At 68.5% G+C, this 21,040-nt stretch carries 14 protein-coding genes; 5 read left to right on the top strand and 9 right to left on the bottom strand.

The window, feature by feature from the left end:
• Positions 1-22 precede the first annotated feature (22 nt).
• On the bottom strand, positions 23-322 hold the full coding sequence (locus ACFUTU_RS11150) for a DUF4193 domain-containing protein (protein ID WP_306922384.1): 300 nt from the start codon (positions 320-322) through the stop codon (positions 23-25).
• 270 nt (positions 323-592) lie between these two features.
• On the opposite strand from ACFUTU_RS11150, the gene sepH reads away from it, so the two are divergent.
• Positions 593-2,140, top strand: coding sequence for a septation protein SepH (gene sepH / locus ACFUTU_RS11145; RefSeq protein WP_377964154.1), 1,548 nt, complete (start codon positions 593-595; stop codon positions 2,138-2,140).
• Between the two features lie 4 nt (positions 2,141-2,144).
• On the opposite strand, the gene ACFUTU_RS11140 is transcribed toward sepH, so the two are convergent.
• The 4 genes from ACFUTU_RS11140 to ACFUTU_RS11125 are packed head-to-tail and all read right to left on the bottom strand — an operon-like array spanning position 2,145 to position 7,617.
• On the bottom strand, positions 2,145-2,864 hold the full coding sequence (locus ACFUTU_RS11140; protein ID WP_377964152.1) for a thymidine kinase: 720 nt from the start codon (positions 2,862-2,864) through the stop codon (positions 2,145-2,147).
• Positions 2,857-4,140 (bottom strand): alkaline phosphatase family protein, encoded by a 1,284-nt coding sequence (locus ACFUTU_RS11135; RefSeq protein WP_377964150.1) that lies wholly within the window; start codon positions 4,138-4,140, stop codon positions 2,857-2,859. The genes ACFUTU_RS11140 and ACFUTU_RS11135 overlap by 8 nt, the downstream gene beginning before the upstream one ends.
• A 1-nt stretch (position 4,141) precedes the next feature.
• Positions 4,142-4,882 (bottom strand): DUF5998 family protein, encoded by a 741-nt coding sequence (locus tag ACFUTU_RS11130; RefSeq protein ID WP_377964148.1) that lies wholly within the window; start codon positions 4,880-4,882, stop codon positions 4,142-4,144.
• 44 nt (positions 4,883-4,926) lie between these two features.
• Positions 4,927-7,617: a GNAT family N-acetyltransferase gene (locus tag ACFUTU_RS11125; RefSeq protein ID WP_377964146.1), complete on the bottom strand. Its 2,691-nt coding sequence runs from the start codon at positions 7,615-7,617 to the stop codon at positions 4,927-4,929.
• A 56-nt stretch (positions 7,618-7,673) separates the two neighbouring features.
• Here ACFUTU_RS11125 and ACFUTU_RS11120 point away from each other — a divergent pair, with 56 nt between their 5' ends.
• On the top strand, positions 7,674-10,187 hold the full coding sequence (locus ACFUTU_RS11120; RefSeq protein ID WP_377964144.1) for a DNA topoisomerase (ATP-hydrolyzing) subunit A: 2,514 nt from the start codon (positions 7,674-7,676) through the stop codon (positions 10,185-10,187).
• Positions 10,188-10,196: 9 nt separating this feature from the next.
• Positions 10,197-10,715, top strand: a complete 519-nt coding sequence (locus tag ACFUTU_RS11115; protein WP_377964142.1) for a DinB family protein — start codon at positions 10,197-10,199, stop codon at positions 10,713-10,715.
• Positions 10,716-10,750: 35 nt separating this feature from the next.
• Here ACFUTU_RS11115 and ACFUTU_RS11110 read toward each other — a convergent pair whose 3' ends face one another.
• Positions 10,751-11,779: a GNAT family N-acetyltransferase gene (locus ACFUTU_RS11110; RefSeq protein ID WP_377964140.1), complete on the bottom strand. Its 1,029-nt coding sequence runs from the start codon at positions 11,777-11,779 to the stop codon at positions 10,751-10,753.
• A gap of 88 nt (positions 11,780-11,867) precedes the next feature.
• Here ACFUTU_RS11110 and ACFUTU_RS11105 point away from each other — a divergent pair, with 88 nt between their 5' ends.
• The gene (locus ACFUTU_RS11105; RefSeq protein ID WP_377964138.1) at positions 11,868-12,098 is read left to right on the top strand and encodes a zinc-ribbon domain-containing protein; all 231 of its coding nucleotides are present in this window, start codon (positions 11,868-11,870) and stop codon (positions 12,096-12,098) included.
• 96 nt (positions 12,099-12,194) lie between these two features.
• Entirely contained in the window at positions 12,195-14,489 is a 2,295-nt protein-coding gene (gene katG, locus ACFUTU_RS11100) for a catalase/peroxidase HPI (RefSeq protein ID WP_377964136.1), read from the top strand.
• A gap of 50 nt (positions 14,490-14,539) precedes the next feature.
• On the opposite strand, the gene cydD is transcribed toward katG, so the two are convergent.
• The 3 genes from cydD to ACFUTU_RS11085 are packed head-to-tail and all read right to left on the bottom strand — an operon-like array spanning position 14,540 to position 20,917.
• Entirely contained in the window at positions 14,540-18,226 is a 3,687-nt protein-coding gene (gene cydD / locus ACFUTU_RS11095; RefSeq protein ID WP_377964134.1) for a thiol reductant ABC exporter subunit CydD, read from the bottom strand.
• 6 nt (positions 18,227-18,232) lie between these two features.
• Complete coding sequence (gene cydB / locus ACFUTU_RS11090) at positions 18,233-19,282, bottom strand: cytochrome d ubiquinol oxidase subunit II (protein WP_377964132.1); 1,050 nt, start codon at positions 19,280-19,282, stop codon at positions 18,233-18,235.
• 33 nt (positions 19,283-19,315) lie between these two features.
• Complete coding sequence (locus tag ACFUTU_RS11085) at positions 19,316-20,917, bottom strand: cytochrome ubiquinol oxidase subunit I (RefSeq protein WP_377964130.1); 1,602 nt, start codon at positions 20,915-20,917, stop codon at positions 19,316-19,318.
• Positions 20,918-21,040: the final 123 nt, after the last annotated feature.

The raw sequence follows: 21,040 nt of genomic DNA, 5'->3' as shown, positions 1-21,040 counted from the left end.
AGGCCGGCTTTCGCAGCCGGGGCTAGCCTTCACAGTCGCGGCAGTACAGCAGCCCGTTCTTTTCACGCGCGATCTGGGAGCGGTGCCGGACCAGGAAGCATGAGGCACAGGTGAACTCGTCGGCCTGGGCCGGCAGGACACGGACCAGCAGTTCCTCGCCGGACAGGTCGGCTCCGGGCAGCTCGTAGCCCTCGGCGAGGTCCGACTCGTCCTCTTCCACCACCGCCGTCGGTTTTTCTGCGCGGCGGGTCTTCAGCTCCTCAATCGAGTCCTCATTGAGGTCCTCTTCGGACTTCCGCGGCGCATCATAATCAGTCGCCATGGCCTGCTGCTCACACTCCGTCGAATCGGTTAAGTGATTCATCCGTCACAACGCCGGGGAAACGCGGTTTGTGCCCGGTCACGCGCATATTTTTCCCCAGGCGGCGCGGAAACGCCATAGCCACGGACCAATGTTCCCCCCGGCCGCCGGGCACGGCTGTTGGCCGGCCAAAACACCCGGAATTTCGCGGCGCGCCCGATGCCCTAACACGAAAAGACTGTGCGGGGTGGCAGAGTTTCGAATGATAGTAATGCCAGGGTGGAGGATTGTATGCAGGATCTACGGCTTGTAGGCGTCCACGACGACGGGGAGCACCTCCTCTTAAGCGGCACCGCCGGCGCAATGTTCCGGCTGCCCATCAACGAGGCTCTCAGGCTGGCTGCCAGCCGGCCCGCAGCACGTCCGTCGTCCGCGGCGGCCCCCGTGGCGATGTCCCCCCGCGATATCCAGGCGAAAATCCGCAGCGGCTCCACTGCTGCCGAGGTTGCGGCGGCGTCCGGAATGCCGCAGGAAAAGGTCGAGCGGTACGAAGGCCCGGTCCTGGCCGAGCGCGCGTACATCGCCCAGCAGGCCCAGAAGGTTGAGGTCGCTTCCCCGGCCCCCGGGCACGACGTCTACCGTTCCGCCTTCGGTGACACCCCAGCCACGCTCGGGGACATGGTGGCCCACCGGCTCAGCGCGCACGGCATCCAGTCCACCACCCTGGAGTGGGATTCATGGCGCCGGCCGGACGGCACCTGGACCGTGGTGGCCAAGTTTGAGCCCGCTCCCGGTGGCCACGTGAGCATTGGCGAGGAACCCCCCGCCATGTGGACGTTCAACCCCACCCGGAAGTCCCTCCAGAACGCGAACCGCTGGGCCCAGCAGCTCAGCGAACTGGAGCCCCTGGACGGTCCGGTGCCCGCCCGCAGGCTCTCCGCAGTGTCCGACAGGCCCTTCGACTTCGAAACCGATGCGGAGGCCGCAGCGCGCAGCGGCGCCGGGGCCGGCCCCGGCAGCACCGGCACGGGCAACAGCGCAGAACAGCAGAGGGACCCGGACGGCCTGCTGGACATGCTGCGGTCGCGCCGCGGCCAGCGGCTTGGCGTGGATGAGGACAGCGACGACGCCCTGGCGCTGCTGCTGGCTAACGGCGTCCCGGCCGCGCACCCCCGTGCGGAAGAAGCAGACGGCGCTGCTGCCCCGCCGGCGGACACTTGGCCGGGCGGAACGTCGCTGCAGTCAGAAGATTCAGCGCAGTCAGAGGATTCAGCGCTGTCAGAAGATTCAGCGCAGTCAGAGGATTCAACGCCGACAGGAGATTCGGAGCAGGCAGCTGCTGCCGGCCATGATTCAGAGCAGGAGCCGGACTCCGGCCAGGACGACGACGCTGCCGCCGAGGCCCCGGCGGCTGAGTTCAGCCTGGCGCGGCGCCGCGACGGCCGGCCTTCGATGGTCTCGCGCCTCAACCTGGTACCCCGGCAAGAGGACGCCGACGACGAGTCGCTGAAGCTCCACGACGGCGTCAGCACACAGACGCGGGAAATCACCATAGTGCCCGGTAACCCCGGCCGGCCGGCAGCGCCTCAGGATCCCGCTGCCCACGCGCCCGGCAGCCAGGTTGGCGGCCGTCCGGCGCCTGCGAACCCGGGACTGGATGAACTCCTGGGCCGCGGCGGCAATGCCAGGCGACGCCTGGATGGGACACGGCCGCAGCCCGGCCAGGGCGCCTCCCGCACCGACCAGGACCGCGACGAACCGGAACGCCAGCCGTCCCGGCCAAAGCGCTCGAGCGTTCCGAGCTGGGACGAAATCGTCTTCGGCACCCGCGGCGACTAAGCAACTAACCCCCGGCGCCGTGCCACAGGCAGGCGTCCACTTCGAACGGGAGCAACTGCTCCTGCTGGGCGATGATGCTGGCACCATGCGCAGTGACCCGGCGCATGAAGTGCCGCCGGCACAGCGTCTCGTAACCCACCACCGGAACATGGCCCGCGTCGCCGTCGGAATTGCCCGCCGCAGCGTCAACGGCCATGTCCACGTCGCCGACCACCACCTGGGCACCCTCGGTGACCATCACGCCGTCGACCGTCCTGGCGTTGTGGGTGGCACGCCGGCCGCACCAGCACAGCGCTTCAACCTGCAGGACCTGCACCCGGTCCGCGAGTTCAATCAGGCGCTGCGAACCCGGGAAGAGACGGGTCCGGAAGTCCGCGGTGATGCCGAAGGCAAAGACGTCCACCTCGATCTCGTCCACCACGCGTGCCAGCTGCTCCACCTGGACGGCTGAATAAAACTGCGCCTCGTCGCAGATGAGGTAGTCCACACGGATGCCCTGGGTGCGCCGGAGCACCACCTCGTCCCAGAAGTCCGTGGAGTCGGTCACTTCCACCGCCTCGGCCTGCAACCCCAGGCGGCTGGAAATACGGGAGTCACCGGCACGGTCGTTGCGGCTGAACCGCACCCCGCCACGGCCGCGGGCGCGGTGGTTGTAGTCCATCTGCAGGGCCAGGGTGGACTTGCCGGAGTCCATGGTTCCCGAGAAAAAGACGAGTTCAGCCACGGGTTCCCCGGCGGCCGGCTGCCCTTCCTGAGGCTGTTTTGCCTGGGACTGTCTTGCCGGAGGCCCGGAAACTGAGCAGCGGCACTTCGCGTTCGGCCTTGGTCAGGGAACCGTGCTGGCCCACAACCTCCATCGCGGTCGGACGTACCCGGCGCGTGTCGTAGAACGCCACTGCGTCCCGGGCCGCCACCATCACATCCCCCACCCGTCCCGCGACCTCGGGCCGTACGGTTCCAAACAGGCCGGCAGCCACGGCCTCCTCCCGGGTGAATGCCCAGATCCTGTCGCCGAAGCGGGCACGCCAGGCTGCCAGGAGCCGGTCCCGGGCGCCGGCGCCGGCGTCATCCTCCAGGTACAGGTGCACCATGCGGGGTTCCCCGCCGGTGTGCCGCACACCGTCCACCAGGGCGGGGTCGGCGGAATAATCGAGGCGCTGGGACTCCGGGACGTCCAGCATCCCGTGGTCGGCCGTGACCAGCACCGTGGTTCCGGCCGGAAGGGTTGCATCAAGGCGCTTGACCGTGGCGTCCAGCTCCTCGAGCTGGTGTTCCCACTGCGGGGACTGCGCGCCGTGCCGGTGGCCGGCCTTGTCCAGGTCGTTGACGTAGAAGTACATGAGGGCCGGCCCGGCATCAGCCATCACCTCGGCGGCAGCCGCGGTGCGGGCGTGAGAGGTGGTGCCGGAGACGAAGGTGCCGCCGCGCAACGCCGCCTGGGTCATGGGCGAGCCGCCGAACTGCGGCAGGCTGACCGTGGTGACCGCAACGTGTTCGGAGGCACGCTCAAAGACAGTGGGGAACGGCTGCCACAGCTGCGGGTCCACGGCGGCATCCCAGTTGCCCAGCATGTTGACCACCTTGTCCTGGGCGGGATCAAGGACGTCGTATCCCACCAGTCCGTGCTGGCCGGGAGCGAGTCCCGTGCCCAGGCTGGCGAGGGAGGCTGCCGTTGTGGACGGGAAGGCCGCATCCAGCCATACCGGCACAGCTCCCTGGCCCTGCTGAACAACACCTCGGAGGAAGGGCGTGTGCGCCATCTTCTGCTTGAGCAGGCCGCGTCCCAGCCCGTCGGCCAGGACCACGCACACGCGCGCGGCCTGCGGCAGGTCCAGTGCGTTCCGGAACCCCGGTACTCCGATACTGGCGGCGGCACTTCCCAGCACTTCGGCAACGGAGCGGCGGCCGTAGGCCGGTGCGGCCGGGAGCCCGCTTATGGCAGGGCCGGATTCCGCGGTCTGTGTCGCGGAGCCTGAAGAACTGTTGTCCTGATCCCGCATATCAGCGCTTGTGCCCGCGGCTGAGCCGGCTGGCAAAAACGCCCATGCGGGGACGCGGGTGGGTGGCCGAGGGCGTGTGCCGCACCGGCGTGGGGGATCCGGTGTTCACCGCGCGCAGGGCACGGGCAAAAAGCTTGGCGTCCTGGACCGCCTGCAGGCCGTCGGCCTCGGCGCTGATCCGCAGGACGATGTCCTCCTGGGCAATGGTTCCGCTGTAACCGTGGTCGGCCTCGCACTGCGGATCGCCGCAGCTCGCCGGACCCATGTCCAGGCGCTGGCCGCCGGACCAGGCGATGGACAGGGTAACCTCGCGGACCGGGTCGGAAGGCTTGTAGTTCTGCGGCTGGGCGTACATGTAGCTCAGCACCACCGAACGGATCTGCGCCACCGGGACGGACTCCGTGGAAATCTGCGCCACGATCTGTTCGCCTGCCTCGTCGAGCTGCTGGTCATCCACGTGGGTAATCACCAGCATGTCCTCGGTGAGGACCAGGACCGTGATGTGCCGGCGGACCTCGGCCCGGTCGAAGTGCGTCTCCAGGTGGACCAGGTGTGCCAGGCAGTCGCGGCCGTCCAGGGCGTCATCCACCACGTCGGCCACCAGCAGCGGGTAGAAGCCGGCCTGCTGGAGTGCGGCGTCGAGGCTCTGGCCCTGCAAGCTGTGATTGTGTGAGCTGTGCTGTACAGCCTGCGGGCTGTGGTCGGGCGCTTGAGGCTTCGAGGCGGGGGGCTGGGAGGTCATTTCCCCATTTTCACAGATCACTGTGGCACATGCTAACCAAGAGGCTAGCTCCGCATCGCCCGGCGGGCGCTGTCGGTGCGCTGTGCAGCGTTGCCGATCCGGACGTCCGCAGCCAGGATAAATGCCCCCTGCGGCGTGGCCAGGACCGGATTGAACTCGACGAGAGCGATCTCCGGATGCGCGTCCTTGAGCCGGGCCAGCCGCGCGGCCACGTCCTCCAGAGCGGCAACATCGACGGCGGGCAGGCCCTGGTAGCCGAACAGCTTCCGGGACGCGCGCGGGCTCCGGATGAGGTCGCGGAGGTCGGCACCGGACAGCGGCGGAGCCCGGTGCGCCCAGTCGTCCAGCAGGTTGACGGCGTCGCCGGCCAGCCCGAAGGACACCACGGGGCCCAGCAGCGGGTCCTCGATGGCGCGCAGCGTGCAGGCCTGTCCCACGGGGGCCATGGTCTGGACCTCCAGGGACGCCGGCCCGTAGGGTTCCAGCGCCCGGCGCATCTGCAGGATGTTCAGCCGGAGGGAGTCCGCGTCCTGGATATCCAGCCGCACTCCGCCGAGGTCCAGGCGGTGGCGCAGCGTGGGATCGGTGGTCTTCAGCGCCACCGGCCAGCCCAGCCTGCCGGCCGCTTCCACGGCTTCCTCCTCGGTGGTGAAGCCCTCCGACGGCATGACCCTGATCCCGTAACGCGCCAGCAGCCGTGCGGCGTCGGCGGGGTGGAGTTTCTTGAGCTGCTCGCCGCCGACATCGGACAGCAGGTTCTCGAGGTCGGCGTGCGCGGCGTCAGGATCGCAACCGTCGGGCTCGACGAAGAGGCCCTGGTCGCGTTCAGCCCATTCGGCATAGCGGACCACGGCAGCCAGCGCCGCCACCGCCGCCCCCGGATTGGAGTAGCACGGGACCGGCGGCGCGCCGGAGTCCTCCCCCACCATGCCCTCCACGTACACCGACGGATCGAGGATGCCGGTAAAGGCCGCCACCACCGGCTTTCCGGCTTCGGCCGATGTTTCTGCGAGCGCCCCGGCAATCTTTTCCACGGTCAGCCCGCGGGCGGGAAGGAAGGCGACCACTGCCGCATGGACTTCGTCCCGGGCCAGGACGTCCCGGAGCCTTTCCCGCAGCGCGGGCAGGGCACGGGACATCCCCGCATCCAGGTCAAGGTCCACCGCCAGCGCCTCCACGCCCAGGCCGTGGGAGGCTGCGCTGTCCGCCACCACTTTCCCCAGCGCACCGGAATTGCTGAAGACAGCCACTCCCGCACCCTTGGGAAGCGGCTGGCCGGACACGATCTGCGCCACGTCCATGAGCTGTTCGATGGTTTCCACGCGGATTACGCCGGACTGGCGCATCATCGAGTCCACGGCATCGGCGGGTGCCTGTGTGGTGCGGACCGCATGGCCGGGCGGCAGCTGCAGGCCCATGGAAGCGGACTTGGCCACGATCACGGGCTTGGTCCGTGCGAGCCGCCGGGCCAGGCGGGAGAACTTCCTCGGGTTGCCGATCGACTCCAGGTACAGTCCCACGGCGGTGGTGTCGGCGTCGTCCTCCCAGAACTGCATCATGTCGTTGCCGGACACATCGGCCCGGTTTCCTGCCGAGAGGAACGTCGAGATGCCGGCACGGCGCCGGCTGGAGGCCGCGTACAGCGCCACCCCAATGGCCGCAGACTGGCTGAACAGCCCCAGTCCCCCGCCGCGGGCCAGGCTGGGCGCCATGGAGGCGTTCAGCCGGACGGCAGGGTTGGTGTTCACAATCCCGAGCGAGGCCGGCCCGATGACCCGCATTCCGTTGGCCCGCGCCTGCCGCACCAGCTCCCGCTGCCGCGCGAGGCCGCGTTCCCCGTCCTCGGTGAACCCCGCGGAGGCTACCAGGACCCCCTTCACCCCGGCGGCGGCGCACTCGTCCACCACCTTGGGGACTTCCTCGTAGGGCACTGCGACTATGGCCAGCTGCACCGGGCCGGGAACCTCGGAAAGCTTGCCGAAGGACAGCATGCCGGCCAGCTCAAACGCCTCGGGGTTGATGGCGTACACGGGACCGGTAAAGCCGCCTTCGATAATGTGCTCCAGGAGCTGGTAGCCCACGGTCCCCCACCGCCGGCTGGCCCCGATGACCGCCACCGACGACGGCGCCAGCAGGTCCTGCACGCTCCTCGCCTCCGCGCGGTGTTCGCGGGCTTCCATCACCGCACGCGATTTGTCCGTGGGATCGATGTTGAACTCCAGGCTCACCACGCCGTCGTCGAAATGGCGTTTGACGTCGTAGCCGGCGTCGGAGAAGACCATGAGCATCTTGCGGTTCTCAGGCAGGACCTCGGCGCTGAAGCGCCGGATCCCGTTTTCGCGCGCCGCGGCTGCGAGGTGCTCCAGCAGGATCGAACCGATGCCGCGGCCCTGGTGCGCGTCGGCGATGTTGAAGGCGACCTCGGCCTCCGCCGGGTCGTCCAGCCGGTCGTACCGGCCGATGCCGATGATGTCGCCGCCGATGGTGATCACGAAAGCCACCCGGTCCCGGTAGTCCACCTCGGTGAAGCGCTTGAGTTCCCTGCTGGAAAGCCGCTCCTTGAAGGCGAAGAACCGCATGTAGATGGAGTTCTGCGACTGCCGCGTGTGGAAGGTCTGGACGGCGTCAGCATCGGTGGGATGGATGGGGCGCAAATGCGCTGTTCCGCCGTCCCGCAGGACGACATCGGCCTCCCAATATTCCGGATATTCGCCGTCCCCGGGCTGATCCACCATAGGCTTAGCCTAGCTAAACCTCCCGAAGTGCACCCCAAAAAGGATCCACCAGCCCCATGGCACGCCGCCAAACCCGCACCCCCGCAGGGGAAACAGTCCAGGACTACACCGAAAACATCGTCGACATCGACGTGACTTCCGAGATGGAAGGCTCCTTCCTGGAGTACGCGTACTCGGTCATCTATTCCCGGGCATTGCCCGACGCCCGCGACGGCCTGAAGCCCGTCCAGCGGCGCATCCTCTACATGATGAGCGACATGGGGCTCCGTCCGGACCGCGGCCACGTCAAGAGCGCCCGCGTCGTGGGTGAGGTGATGGGAAAGCTGCACCCGCACGGCGACACTGCCATCTACGACGCCATGGTGCGCATGGCCCAGGACTTCTCGCTCCGGCTCCCCCTGATCGACGGCCACGGTAACTTCGGTTCGCTCGACGACGGTCCGGCAGCACCGCGGTACACCGAGGCCCGCCTGGCGGCGGCAGCGCTGACCATGACGGACCACCTCGACGAGAACGTGGTGGACTTCGTCCCCAACTACGACAACCAGCTCACCCAGCCCGAGGTCCTGCCCGCAGCCTTCCCCAACCTGCTGGTCAACGGCACCACCGGCATCGCCGTCGGCATGGCCACCAACATGGCCCCGCACAACCTCGTGGAAGTCATTTCCGCCGCACGGCACCTCATCGCCAACCCCGACGCAACGCTCGAGGACATCATGCGCTTCGTCCCCGGCCCCGACCTGCCCACCGGCGGCCGCATCGTGGGCCTGGACGGCATCCGTGACGCGTACGCCACCGGCCGCGGCTCCTTCAAGACCCGCGCCAAGGTGGAGGTGGAGCAGCTCTCCGCCCGGCGGACCGGCCTGGTGGTGACCGAACTGCCCTACATGGTGGGTCCGGAGAAGGTGATCGAGAAGATCAAGGACGCCGTCAACAGCAAAAAGCTGGCCGGCATCAGCGACGTGGTGGACCTGACCGACCGCAAACACGGCCTGCGTCTGGTCATCGAGCTGAAGAACGGCTTCAACCCGAACGCCGTCCTCCAGCAGCTCTACCGCTACTCGCCGATGGAGGATTCCTTCGGCATCAACAACGTCACCCTGGTGGACGGGCAGCCCCAGACGCTGGGCCTGCTGCAGCTGCTCACCGTCTACGTGGACCACCGGATCTCCGTGGTCCGGCGCCGGACGGTGTTCCGGCTGGGCAAGAAGAAGGACCGCCTCCACCTGGTGGAGGGCCTCCTCATCGCCATCGTCGACATCGACGAGGTCATCCAGATCATCCGTTCCTCGGACGAAGCCTCAGCGGCGCGGGAACGGCTGATGTCCATCTACGACCTCTCCGAGATCCAGGCGAACTACATCCTCGAGCTCCGGCTCCGCCAGCTGACCAAGTACAGCAGGATCGAGCTGGAGAAGGAACAGGACGAGCTCCGCAAGGAAATTGCCGCCCTCGAAGCCATCCTCGAGTCCGATCAGCTGCTGCGCGCGCTGGTCTCTGACGAGCTGGGGGAGGTCGCGGAGAAGTACGGTACGCCGAGGCGCACGGTGCTCCTGGAGTCCGAGGCTGTGTCCCCCACCGTCGCCAGTGCCGGCGGGGACCAGGGCAAGGCCGTCAAGGGCAAGCCCGCCCCCCTCGCCCTGGAGATCGCGGACGATCCCTGCTGGGCGATCCTCACGGCCTCCGGCCAGATTGCCAGGACCGCCAACCGGGACAGCCTCGCCGAAACCGGGCCGCGGTCCAAGCACGATGTGTTCCGCTCAGTGGTCAAGACGTCGGCCCGCGGCGAGATCGCTGCGGTCACGTCCCAGGGCCGCATGCTGCGCATCCAGGTGATGGACATGCCTGTCCTGCCGCCCGTCTCCGGGCTGCCCAACCTCGCCGGCGGCGTTCCCGCCAAGGACTTCATCACTCTCCTGAAGGGTGAGTCCCTCGTGGCGTTCGCTCCGCTCGATGAGGTGCTGGCCCTCGGCACCGCACAGGGAGTGGTGAAGCGGGTGCAGCCGGACTACCCCCTAAACCGTGAGGACTGGGAGGTGATCACGCTGAAGGACAAGGACAGCGTGGTCGGTGTGGCGCCGGCGGGGTCTGACGACGCCGACCTCGTCTTCCTGACGCGGCAGGCACAGCTGCTGCGGTTCACGGCCGCCAATGTCCGCCCGCAGGGCAGGACAGCCGGCGGCATGGCCGGCATCAAGCTCGCCGCCGGCGACCAGGTGGTGTTCTTCGGTGCCGTAGCCCCCGGAGACGAGGCCGCCGTCGTCGTTACCATTTCCGGCACCGAAGGTGCCCTGCCGGGAACCGCCCCCGGTGCTGCCAAGGTGACGGCCTTCGCCGAATACCCGGCCAAGGGGCGCGCCACCGCCGGAGTCCGGGCGCACCGGTTCCTAAAGGGCGAAGACATCCTGCTGCTGGCGTGGGCCGGCCACGGCCCGGCGAAGGCATCGTCGGCGGCCGGGGTGGCCCGGTCCTTGCCGCAGGAGCATGGCCGGCGCGACGGTTCGGGCATCCCGCTCTCGCAGGCGGTGGATGTGATCGGCCCCAGCATGGCCTGGCCGGAATCCGCCTAGACTACTGCCATGCCTATCGTCCCGGATGAAAAAGACTGGACCTGGGTCCTGTCCCGCCCCTGCACGCAGTGCGGCTTCGACGCGTCCACCGTCACGCCGTCGACAGTTCCCGGCAGCGTCGAAAGCATGCTGCCGCGCTGGCGGGCCGTGCTCCGGCGGCCGGACGCCGCCGAGCGTCCGGACGAAAGCACCTGGTCCGCGCTGGAGTACGCCTGCCACGTCCGGGACGTGTTCAGCCTGTTCGACCGCCGCCTGAACCTGATGCTCACCGTGGACGACGCCCGGTTCGAGAACTGGGACCAGGACCAGACGGCGCTGGAGAGCGACTACGCACACGCCGACCCCGCCGTGGTGAGCACCGAGCTCACCGCGGAGGGCGAGCAGGTGGCGGCCTCCTTCGCCCGGGTCCAGGAGTCGCAGTGGAGCCGGACGGGGCTGCGCAGCAACGGTTCGGAGTTCACTGTCCTGACACTCGCGCAGTATTTCCTGCACGACGTCGTCCATCACCTCGCGGACGTGGACGGCTAGCCCCGCTCCTCCCGCCAGGGCCGATATGAGCCGGGCTAAAGCACCTTGTCCCAGGCAAGGCTCGTGTTGACCGGAACGTACCCCATCTTGCGGTACAGCGCCATGGCGCCGGTCGGGTTGTCCGAGTCGACGTCCAGCGATGCCTTGTCCATGCCCGCCGCCGCAAAGCGGCGCACCGCATCTGCCAGCAGGGCCTGCGCGATGCCGCGCCCGCGGAACTCCTTCCGGACCCCGAGCAGGTCCGTGTAGCCTTCGGTGAATCCACGCGTCACCGCGGTCTCCGGGTCGTGGCTGGCCAGCTGGTAACCGACAACGTCGCCCGTGCTGCTCTCGAGGGCCACGGCGCTGAGGTCGGGCCGGGCCAGGGGGTCGTTGACCACGAAGCCCCACGCCTCCTCGTCCCGCGGTTCGCTGCCCCAGTGGTCGGCGAACACCTGGTTGTGGGCCAGGCGCACGGCTTCGCTCAGTCCGGGCTCCATCGGCACGAGTTCCAGGCCGTGGGCCAAGGGCGCCTCGGGCAGCGGAGCCGACAGTGGCCGGTGCATCTCGTTGTAGTAGCGGACCACCTCATAGCCGGATTCCTCCAGGAGCGCGACCTGGTGCTGCTGCTTCTGTTCGATGAAAATCCGGAGCCGCGGCGGCACGGGTTGTTTGTTTCCCGCGCCGCCGTCCTTCACTGCACCGGCATCTTCTGCGAACCGCTGCCGCGTCCGGGCCTCCAGCCACTGCAGCAGGGCTGAGCCGACGCCGCGGCGCTGCCACTGCGGATCGACGGCGCAGAATCCGTGGGCCTTGGCCCCGTCCTGGTTCTTCGTCAGGCGGGCGTAGGCCCGGGGAACACCGTCAGCGTCGAAACCCAGAACGGAGTTTTGCCCGACCGGATTGTTTTTGGATTCAACGATCTGTGCCAGGTCCGCCCGCCGCTCGAACCAGACCGGCCGCTCGACTGCTGCGGTCCTTGCGATCAGGGCCGCCCAGGAGTCAAGGTCGCTTGCCGAGACGGGCCGCCACTGGAGGTTCGGGAAGCTGACCTGGGGCGCATCCGGGGCGTGGTTCTGCGTCATGGGAACAGGCTAGCCGCAAGGAAGGGCGGCAGGAAGCCGTAGGCTGGGGCCACGGCCGGGAGCGTTTCCTGGCCCGGAAAGGCACCTGATGCTTATTCTCTTCGGATTCAAGACGGTTCGGAAGCTGCTGCCGGGCCGCGCGGCGTCCTGCCGGCACTGCGGCGTGTTCGCCCATCAGCATCTGGAGGAGCGGGCCACCAAATTCACGCTGTTCTTCATTCCCGTCTTCACGACCTCCCGCTCCTACCGGATCACGTGCTCGAACTGCGGGGCCACATCGGTGGTGAATAACCGCCAAAAGAGGTCGCTGGTGGGCTAGGCAGCTCTTCCCTGGCCGTCCGTTCATGGACAGAATGGGTGGGTTAGACCGGCTGTCCGGGTCCGACCGCGGCCTCGGCCATAGGGAAGGAAGCAGATGAGCGATCACCAGGAACATCCCCCAGTCCCCACCCCGGGAAGCGCCCAGGGCCTGGACCGGAAGGTTGCCGACGGGTGCCCGGTCGACCACGGCAGCGTGACCTCGCACGGCAGCGAGAGCGAGAACCCGGCCATCGACTCGCCCCAGCCCAAGGCGCACCGGCCGCGGACCGTCACGGACTGGTGGCCGAACCAGCTCGACCTCTCCGTGCTCCACGCCAACCACCCGGCGGGCAACCCGCTCGGTCCCGGCTTCAGCTACCGCGAGGAGTTCCAGAAGCTCGACGTCGAAGCCCTCAAGCAGGACGTCATCCAGGTGCTGACCACGTCCCAGGACTGGTGGCCCGCGGACTTCGGCCACTATGGCGGCCTGATGATCCGGTTGAGCTGGCACGCTGCCGGGACCTACCGGGTCCACGACGGCCGCGGCGGCGCGGGCGACGGCAGCCAGCGGTTCGCGCCGCTTAACAGCTGGCCGGACAACGCGAACCTCGACAAGGCCCGGCGGCTGCTGTGGCCGGTCAAGCAGAAGTACGGCCAAAAGCTTTCCTGGGCCGACCTGCTGGTCCTCGCCGGCAACGTCGCCCTCGAATCGATGGGCTTCAAGACGTTCGGCTTCGCGTTCGGCCGCGAGGACGTCTGGGAGCCCGAAGAGATTTTCTGGGGTCCGGAAGACACCTGGCTCGGCGATGAGCGCTATATCGGCGAGGGCAAAATGGCCGAGGACGTAGGCTCCACCGAGATGGGCCTGATCTACGTCAACCCGGAAGGCCCCATGGGCAACCCGGATCCCAAACTCGCCGCGGCCTTCATCCGCGAGACCTTCAAGCGCATGGCAATGAATGACGAGGAAACCGTTGCCCTGATCGCAGGCGGCCACACGTTCGGCAAGACCCACGGCGCCAGTGATGCCGATGCCCACGTCGGTCCTGAGCCGGAAGCCGCGGACCTCGAGGCCCAGGGCCTGGGCTGGCTGAGCACCTACGGAAGCGGCAAGGGTCCGGACACCATCACCTCGGGCCTTGAAGTCACCTGGACGGACCGGCCAACGGAGTGGAGCAACCGCTTCTTCGAAATCCTGTTCGAGCACGAGTGGGAGCTCGTCAAGAGTCCGGCCGGCGCACACCAGTGGGTCGCCAAGGATGCACCCAAAATCATTCCGGACGCCCACGACACGGAGAAGAAGCACCGGCCCACGATGCTCACCACGGATCTCTCGCTGCGCTTCGACCCCGCATATGAGCGGATTTCGCGGCGCTTCCTGGAGAATCCGGATGAGTTCGCCCTGGCTTTCGCCAAGGCCTGGTACAAACTGCTGCACCGCGACATGGGCCCCGTGGGCCCCCACCTGCTCGGACCCTGGGTCCCGGAGCCGCAGCTCTGGCAGGATCCCGTCCCCGCAGCAGACCACGAGCTCATCGGCGAACAGGACATCGCCTCGCTCAAGGAACAGCTCCTGGGTTCCGGCCTGTCCGTCGCCCAGCTCGCCACCACGGCATGGGCGGCGGCGTCCACGTTCCGCAAGACCGACAAGCGCGGCGGCGCCAACGGCGCACGCATCAGGCTGGAACCCCAGCGCGGGTGGGAGGTCAACGAGCCCGGGAAACTTGGCGATGCACTGCAGGCACTGGAGCGGGTGCAGGAGAAGTTCAACTCAGCCCAGAACGGGGGGAGGAAGGTCTCCCTGGCCGATTTGATCGTCCTCGGCGGCTGCGCGGCCGTGGAAAAGGCGGCCAACGCCGCCGGCTTCGCCATCACGGTGCCGTTCCGGCCCGGCCGCACCGATGCTACCCAGGACCAGACCGACGTCGAATCGATCCAGTACCTGCAGCCCAGGGCGGACGGGTTCCGCAACTACGTGCGCCCGGGCGAGAAGCTTCAGCCGGAGACCCTCCTGCTCGACAAGGCCTACCTGCTGGACCTCTCCGCGCCGGAGATGACTGCGCTCATCGGCGGCCTGCGTGCCCTGGGCGCGAACTTCGGCGGCGCTGCCCACGGTGTCCTCACCGACCAGCCCCAGGTCCTGACGAATGACTTCTTCGTCAACCTGCTCTCCCCCGGCGTCCAGTGGAAGGCGTCAGCGGAGGAGGAGAACGTCTACGAGATCACCGACGTCGCCACCGGTGAGCGGAAGTGGACTGCCACGCCCGTCGACCTGGTCTTCGGATCCAACTCCCAGCTCCGGGCGTTGGCCGAGGTCTACGCCAGCGACGACGCCAAGGAGAAGTTCGTCAACGACTTCGTGGCGGCCTGGGTGAAGGTCATGGAGCTCGACCGCTTCGACCTGCGCTAGCCGGGGTCCCCAACCAACCGGGCCGGCTGCCGCTGCGGCCGGCCCGGCCGTTACACCTGCTGCCCGGAAACCGCCATGGCTTCTGCCGGGAGCCGGTGCTTCGGGCGGAGATCCAGGAGCGCGTCGTCGGGGCTGATGTCCGCGGGGTTGTGCGTAACCAAAACCACCGTGCGCGACACCAGCCCGGCACGCAGGTCCGCAATCAGCGCCCGGCCGGATTCAGCGTCGAGGTGCGCCGTGGGCTCGTCCAGAAGGATGACGTCCGCCTGCGTCATCAGGGTGCGGGCGACTGCCAGCCGTTGCCGCTCGCCGCCGCTAAGGAATGCTCCGCCCGGCCCGATGCGGGTATCCAGGCCGTCTTCCAGCCGCGCCAGGAGCGGAGCCAGGCCCACCGCCCGCAGGGCCTCCAGCATCGCCTTTTCGGTCTGCGCCCCCGACCCCGTAGCGGAACCTGCACCGGGCTCCTGCCGCGGACTGCCGAGCAGCAGGTTCCCGCGGACGGTGGAGTCGAAGAGGTGGGCCTCCTGCGGGCACCACGCCGCGGTGCCCGTCACCGCGATGCGGCCCTGCCGGGCAGGGAGAAAGCCGAGAATGACCGCCAACAGCGTGGATTTGCCCGCGCCCGAGGGGCCGGTCACCGCCAGCCAGCGGCCCGGCTCTGCGACGGCGGTAAGGCCCTTGAAGACACTTTCACCCCCGGGCCACGCCGCGGACAGCCCGTCCAGTTCCACACCCGGCCGGCTGAGCCCACGGGGCTGAACCCCGGCAGGTCCGCCGGCCGCTGTGCCAGTGCTGCCCGGCGCAGCTACCTCCGGGGCACCTGCTGCCGGGGCACCTGCTTCCGGGGCACCTGCTTCCGGGGCACCGAGGACGCCGGACGCACTGATGCGGCGCAGGACCGCACGCAACGCCGGGAACTGCCGCACCGCCGTCGTCATGGCCCCAAATGGTTCGGCGAGCGCCAGTTGCAGCAGGACCACGACGCCGACGGTGGTCGCCGGCAGTGAGCCGGCCAGAACCTGCGGGGCTGCCAGCACCGCGCTGCACAGCGCGCCCGCACCGCAGGCAGCCACGGTGAGCGCCTGGCCGAGTCCTTCTGCCCAGGCCGAACGCCGTGCCGCACCGGTGGCATCCCGGTCCAGCGCACGGATGCCGTCCAGAACCGGCTGCTTCACGCCATTCGCGTGCAGTTCGGCGCGGGCATCCAACGCGGCGGCGACCCCCCGGAGCACCCCGGAGCGGAGCCGCTGCCCTGCCTTGGCCGACATCCGGTCGGCGAGCAGCGCCGCCGCGGGCGCGGCCACCAGGCTCACCAGCGCTGCGGCCAGAGCTGCCGGCAGGGCTGCGGGAAGCACGCAGGCCACCGTCCCGGCAGCAGCTGCCGCCACCGCCAAGGCGGTAACCGGCGGCAGCACGACCCGCGGGAGCAGGTCCCGGACAGTATCGACGTCCTCGATGACAGCACCCAGCACATTGCCGCCCTGCAGCAGCCGGCGAAGAGACAGCGCCCGCTGGCTGAGGGACGCCCAGAGGCTGCCGCGCAGCTTCGTCAGCGAGGCAAACACGGCCTCGTGCAGGAGGAGCCGTTCGCAGTAGCGCAGCACGGCCCGGCCGATGCCGAAGAAGCGGACACCCACGATGGCTGTCAGCAGGTACATAATGGGCGGCTGCTCACTGGCACGCAGAATGAGCCATCCCGACAGTCCGGAAAGCGCGACGGCGAACAGGGCGGCGAGCGCCCCGACGATTCCGGAGGCCGCGAACCGGCCGCGGACCGGCGCGAGCAGCCGGGCCAGCATTCCGAAGGTGGAGCCGGCGCGATGGACGCCCTCCGGGGCTGGCGGGCTCACAGTACCCGCTGCCGCCGTCGGGACGCCCGCACGTTCCGCGGCATCGGGAACGGCGGCGCCGGCGGAGACCGGGGCTGAGGCCGGAGCAGGAGCAGGGGCAGCCGCGTTGTCTGTGACGGCAGCTGACTCCGCGGCTGTGGCGGCAGTAGCGCTGGCTCCCGCAGCCCCGCGGCCGGACAGCGGCACGATCTGGTCGGCAAGTTCCCTCGTCTGGCGGTCATGCGCCACCAGGATGACGGTGGCGCGGCCGCGGAGCGCGCGAATCGCGCCGTGGACCCGGTCCGCCGATTCCCGGTCCAGGTGGGCGGTGGGCTCATCGAGCAGCAATACCGGGGCGCCCGCCTCGACGCGGGCCAGGCCGCGGGCAAGTGCCACACGGCGCAGCTCGCCCGGGCTCAGTTCGGCCGGGTGCTTGTCCGCCAGGTGGTCCGCGCCCACGGCCGCCAGGCAGCGCAGCACTCCCCCGCCGCCGGCGTCCCGCTTGTTGGCGTCCCGGTTGTTGGCGTCCCCGCCGGCAACTGCGGTGCCGGCCGTCAGGTACAGCAGCACTTCCGCCTCCACGGTGTCCGCAACCATCACCGGATGCTGCGGCACCCACGCGACATCGTCCGCGGCAAACCCGCCGATGGTTCCGGTCACCGCGGTTGCAGAGGTACTGCCGCCGCCGCTGCTTCCCACCGTTCCCGCCAGCACACCGAGCACGGTGCTCTTGCCCGCCCCGCTGGGACCGTCCAGCGCAGTGACCAGGCCGGCCGGGGCAGAAAAGCTGAGGGGCCCGACGGCGGGACCCTGCCGACCGGGATAGCTGACGGTCAGGTCCCGTACAGTGATGTCGCGGACAGTGACGTCCCGGACGGTACCCGCCGGCCCTGTTACGTCCGCGCGGGGCGCGGCCAAACCGCCGGTCGTCCGGTTATCCGGCCCAGCCGGCGTGTCCGGGACAAGCCGCCTGGGCTCGGGTGCGTCCAGCACTGCGGTTGTTTCGGCCAGGGCGGCCCGGCCGTCGTCGCTCGCGTGGTGTGCGGTCCCCAGCTCACGCAGCGGAAGGTAGCAGTCGGGGGCGAGGATAAGCGCCAGCAGTCCGGCCTCCAGCGCCATGTCGCCGTGGACCAGCCGGACGCCGATGAACACGGCCACCACCGCAACGGAGATGGTGGCAATCAGCTCCAGGGCGAGCGCCGAGAGGAACGCCGTCCGCAGGGTCCCCATGGTCCGGTTCCGGTAGTCCTCGGAAATGTCCTCGAGGGCGCGGCGCTGGGCGGCGGCCCGGCCGAGCCCCACCAGCACAGGCAGTCCCTTGGCGAGTTCGAGCATGTGCCCGGACAGCCGGGAGAGGGCGGCCTGGGCGTCCCGCACCTTGTCCTCCGTGTAGCGGCCGATCAGCACCATGAACACCGGGACAAGGGGCACCGTCAGCACGATCACCACGGCGCTGACCCAGTCGGCGAAGAGGATCCGGGCGCCGAGCAGCAGCGGGATCGCCGCACAGTTCACCAGTGCCGGCAGGTACTGCGTGTAGTAGCTGTCCAGGGCATCCAGGCCGCGGGTCGCAAGCACCGCCAGGCCGCCGTCGGAAGGTCCTGCGGTCCTGACGCCGTTGCGCAGTGCCGTCTCCAGGAGTTGTGCACGCAGTTCCTCCTTGACGCCGAGGGCGGCGCGCCGGGCGCCGACGCCCTGCGCCCAGACCGTGAGGGACCGCAGCACCACGCCGGCCGCTCCCCAGCCCAGCTGGCCGGCCCACGCGGGGTCCTGAGTCATGAGGCCGGTGAGGACGGAGGCGACGGCCTGCCCCATGAGCACCAGGGACAGGGCCTTCAGCGCAGCCAGCACGCCCAGCGCGTAGAGGGCGCGGCGCGTGGAAGGTCCGGACGGGAACTGCGGTTTCACTGCGGGTCAGTCTTTCCTGATGAGTGCCTTCGCGGCGACCGCGGGCAGGAAGCTGTGCGCCTCCGGGATGTGGGCGGCGCTGACGCGGCGGCGGAACACCCAATAGGTCCAGGCCTGGTAGGCGATCACCAGCGGCAGGCCGACGCACGCCACGATGCTCATCAGGCCGAGGGTGTAGTCGGAGGAAGATGCGTTGGCGATAGTGAGGTTGAAGGCGGGGTCGATAGTTGAGGGCAGGACCACCGGGAAGACCGCGCCGAAGATGGAGGCGGAGCCGCCCAGCAGGAACACACCGGTTGCCAGGAAGGCCCTGCCCTCGTTGCCCTTCCGGGCCTGGGCCCAGGCCACAGCGGCGGCAAGAACGGCCACCGCGAGGACAACCAGGGTCCACGCTTCACCGCTGAGGACCTGCACCCCGATGGCCCAGCCTGCCATCGGCAGGAGCAGGACGGGAAGCAGCCGCACAAACCACTGCCGCGCGCGGTGCCGGACGTCGCCGTCGGTCTTCAGTGCCAGGAAGGCCAGGGCGTGCAGCAGGGCGAAAGCAGCCACGGCCAGTCCGCCCAGAACGGCGTACCAGCTGAACCAGGCGAACGGCCCGCCGTCGCGGTCGCCGTTGGCGTCCAGCGGCAGTCCGGTGGTGGTCAGGCCCAGGGCTGCACCCACGCCGAACGCTGCAACAAAAGATCCGACGGCGATCGCCCAGTCCCAGGTGTTCCGCCACCGGTCGGTGTCCACCTTGCCGCGGTATTCAAAGGCGACGGCCCGGAAAATCAGGGCGACGAGGACCAGCAGCAGCGGCAGGTACAGGGCGGAGAACAGGGAGGCGTACCAGAACGGAAAGGCTGCGAAGGTTGCGCCGCCTGCGGTCAGGAGCCAGACTTCGTTTCCGTCCCAGACCGGGCCGATCGTGTTCAGGAGCACACGGCGTTCAGTGTTGTTGCGGGCAAAGAGCTTCATCAGCATCCCCACGCCCAGGTCGAAGCCCTCCAGGAAGAGGTACCCGGTCCACAGGACGGCGATGGCGATGAACCAGATGGTTGGCAGCAGTTCCATGCTTTGAATCCTCGGTCTTATCAGGCTCGGGTTTTAGTAGGCGAAGGCCAGGACGTCGTCGGACGTTCCGGGCTTGCCCGGCCCGCCGTCACGGGGTGTCGCGTCCTCGTTTTCATCGACCGGCGCGTGCGCCAGTTCAGGCATGGCCGAGACCACGCCGCCGCGGATGTACTTCACCAGGAGCTTCACTTCCACCACCAGCAGCACTGCGTAGATCAGGGTAAGGACGATGAGGGAGGTCAGGATCTCGCCGGCGGACACACCCGGGGAAACGGCTGCGGCGGTGAACATAAACACCGGGTCGATCCCGTTGAGGTCCGGGTTGGGGGCCACGACGAACGGCTGCCGGCCCATTTCCGTGAAGATCCAGCCCGCGGCGTTGGCACCGAACGGGGCCAGGATGCCGAACACGGCCAGCCGCATCAGCCAGCGCGACTCGGGAACGGTCCCCTTGCGGGCCAGCCAGAGTGCCACGAGGGCGGCGAGGGCGGCCAGGCCGCCGAATCCGATCATGGCCCGGAAGCCCCAGTACGTGACCTCCATGACGGGGACGTACTGGATCTCCTGTCCTGCGCGGTCACCGTAGATGGGGTTGTCCGGCACGTGCGTGCCGTAGTCCGCCTTGTACTGCTCGATGAGGCTGTTAACACCCTTCACCTCAGTGGTGAAGTCGCCCTTGGCGAGGTAGGAAAGGATGCCCGGAATCTCGATCACGGCCTTGATGTCGTCACAGTTGCGTGAGCCAACGTTGCCCACGCTCAGCACGGAGAAGCCCGTACCGTCGTGGCAGGCTGCTTCGGCGGCGGCCATCTTCATGGGCTGCTGCTGGAACATCAGTTTGCCCTGCAGGTCGCCGGTGAGGGCGGTTCCGGCAAAGGAAATCATGGCGACGACGGCACCGATCCGCAGCGACTTGAGCCAGACTGAGTGGTCGGCACGGTCGCGTCCCGGGATGTCGGCAGAACCGACGATGACCTTGCCGTCGGGACCGATGGTGTCGATCCCGTCCCGGCGCCGGCGCCAGAGGTGGTACCAGGCGATGCCCAACAGGAATCCGCCGGCCACGGCAAGGGCGCCGAAGAGGGTGTGCGGCACGGCCACCAGGGCCGTGTTGTTGGTGAAGACGGCCCAGGCGTCGGTCATGACCGGCCGGCCGTCAATCATCTTGACGCCGACGGGGTGCTGCATCCAGCTGTTGGCCACGATGATGAAGTAGGCGGAGAAGAACGAGCCGACCACCGCAATCCAGAGGCATGCGAGGTGGACGCCCTTCTTCAGCTGCTTCCACCCGAAGATCCACAGGCCGAGGAACGTCGACTCGACGAAGAAGGCGAGGAGTGCTTCAAGGGCCAGCGGGGCTCCGAACACGTCGCCAACGAACCGGCTGTATTCGCTCCAGGCCATGCCGAACTGGAACTCCTGCACGATGCCAGTGGCCACCCCCATGATGAAGTTGATGAGGAAGAGCTTTCCCCAGAACTTGGTCATTCGCAGGTACGCCGGATTGCCAGTGCGGTACCAGACGGTCTGCATTACGGCGACCACCAGGCCGAGGCCGATGGTGAGCGGCACCATCATGAAGTGGTAGACGGTGGTGATTCCAAATTGCCAGCGTGCGATTTCCAAGGCGTCCAAGGCGGTCCCTACTTACTGTTGGGTCTAGCTCTCCAGCGCTGTTTTCTACAGAATGTAGAACTTCAACTTCTACAGAGTGTAGAACACAGCTCGAACACTGTAAACACGGTTGCACGCCCTCGG

The sequence above is a fragment of the Arthrobacter sp. NPDC057388 genome, assembly GCF_042668165.1.
Classification (GTDB): domain Bacteria; phylum Actinomycetota; class Actinomycetes; order Actinomycetales; family Micrococcaceae; genus Arthrobacter.
This window is presented reverse-complemented; position numbering and strand designations above follow the sequence as displayed.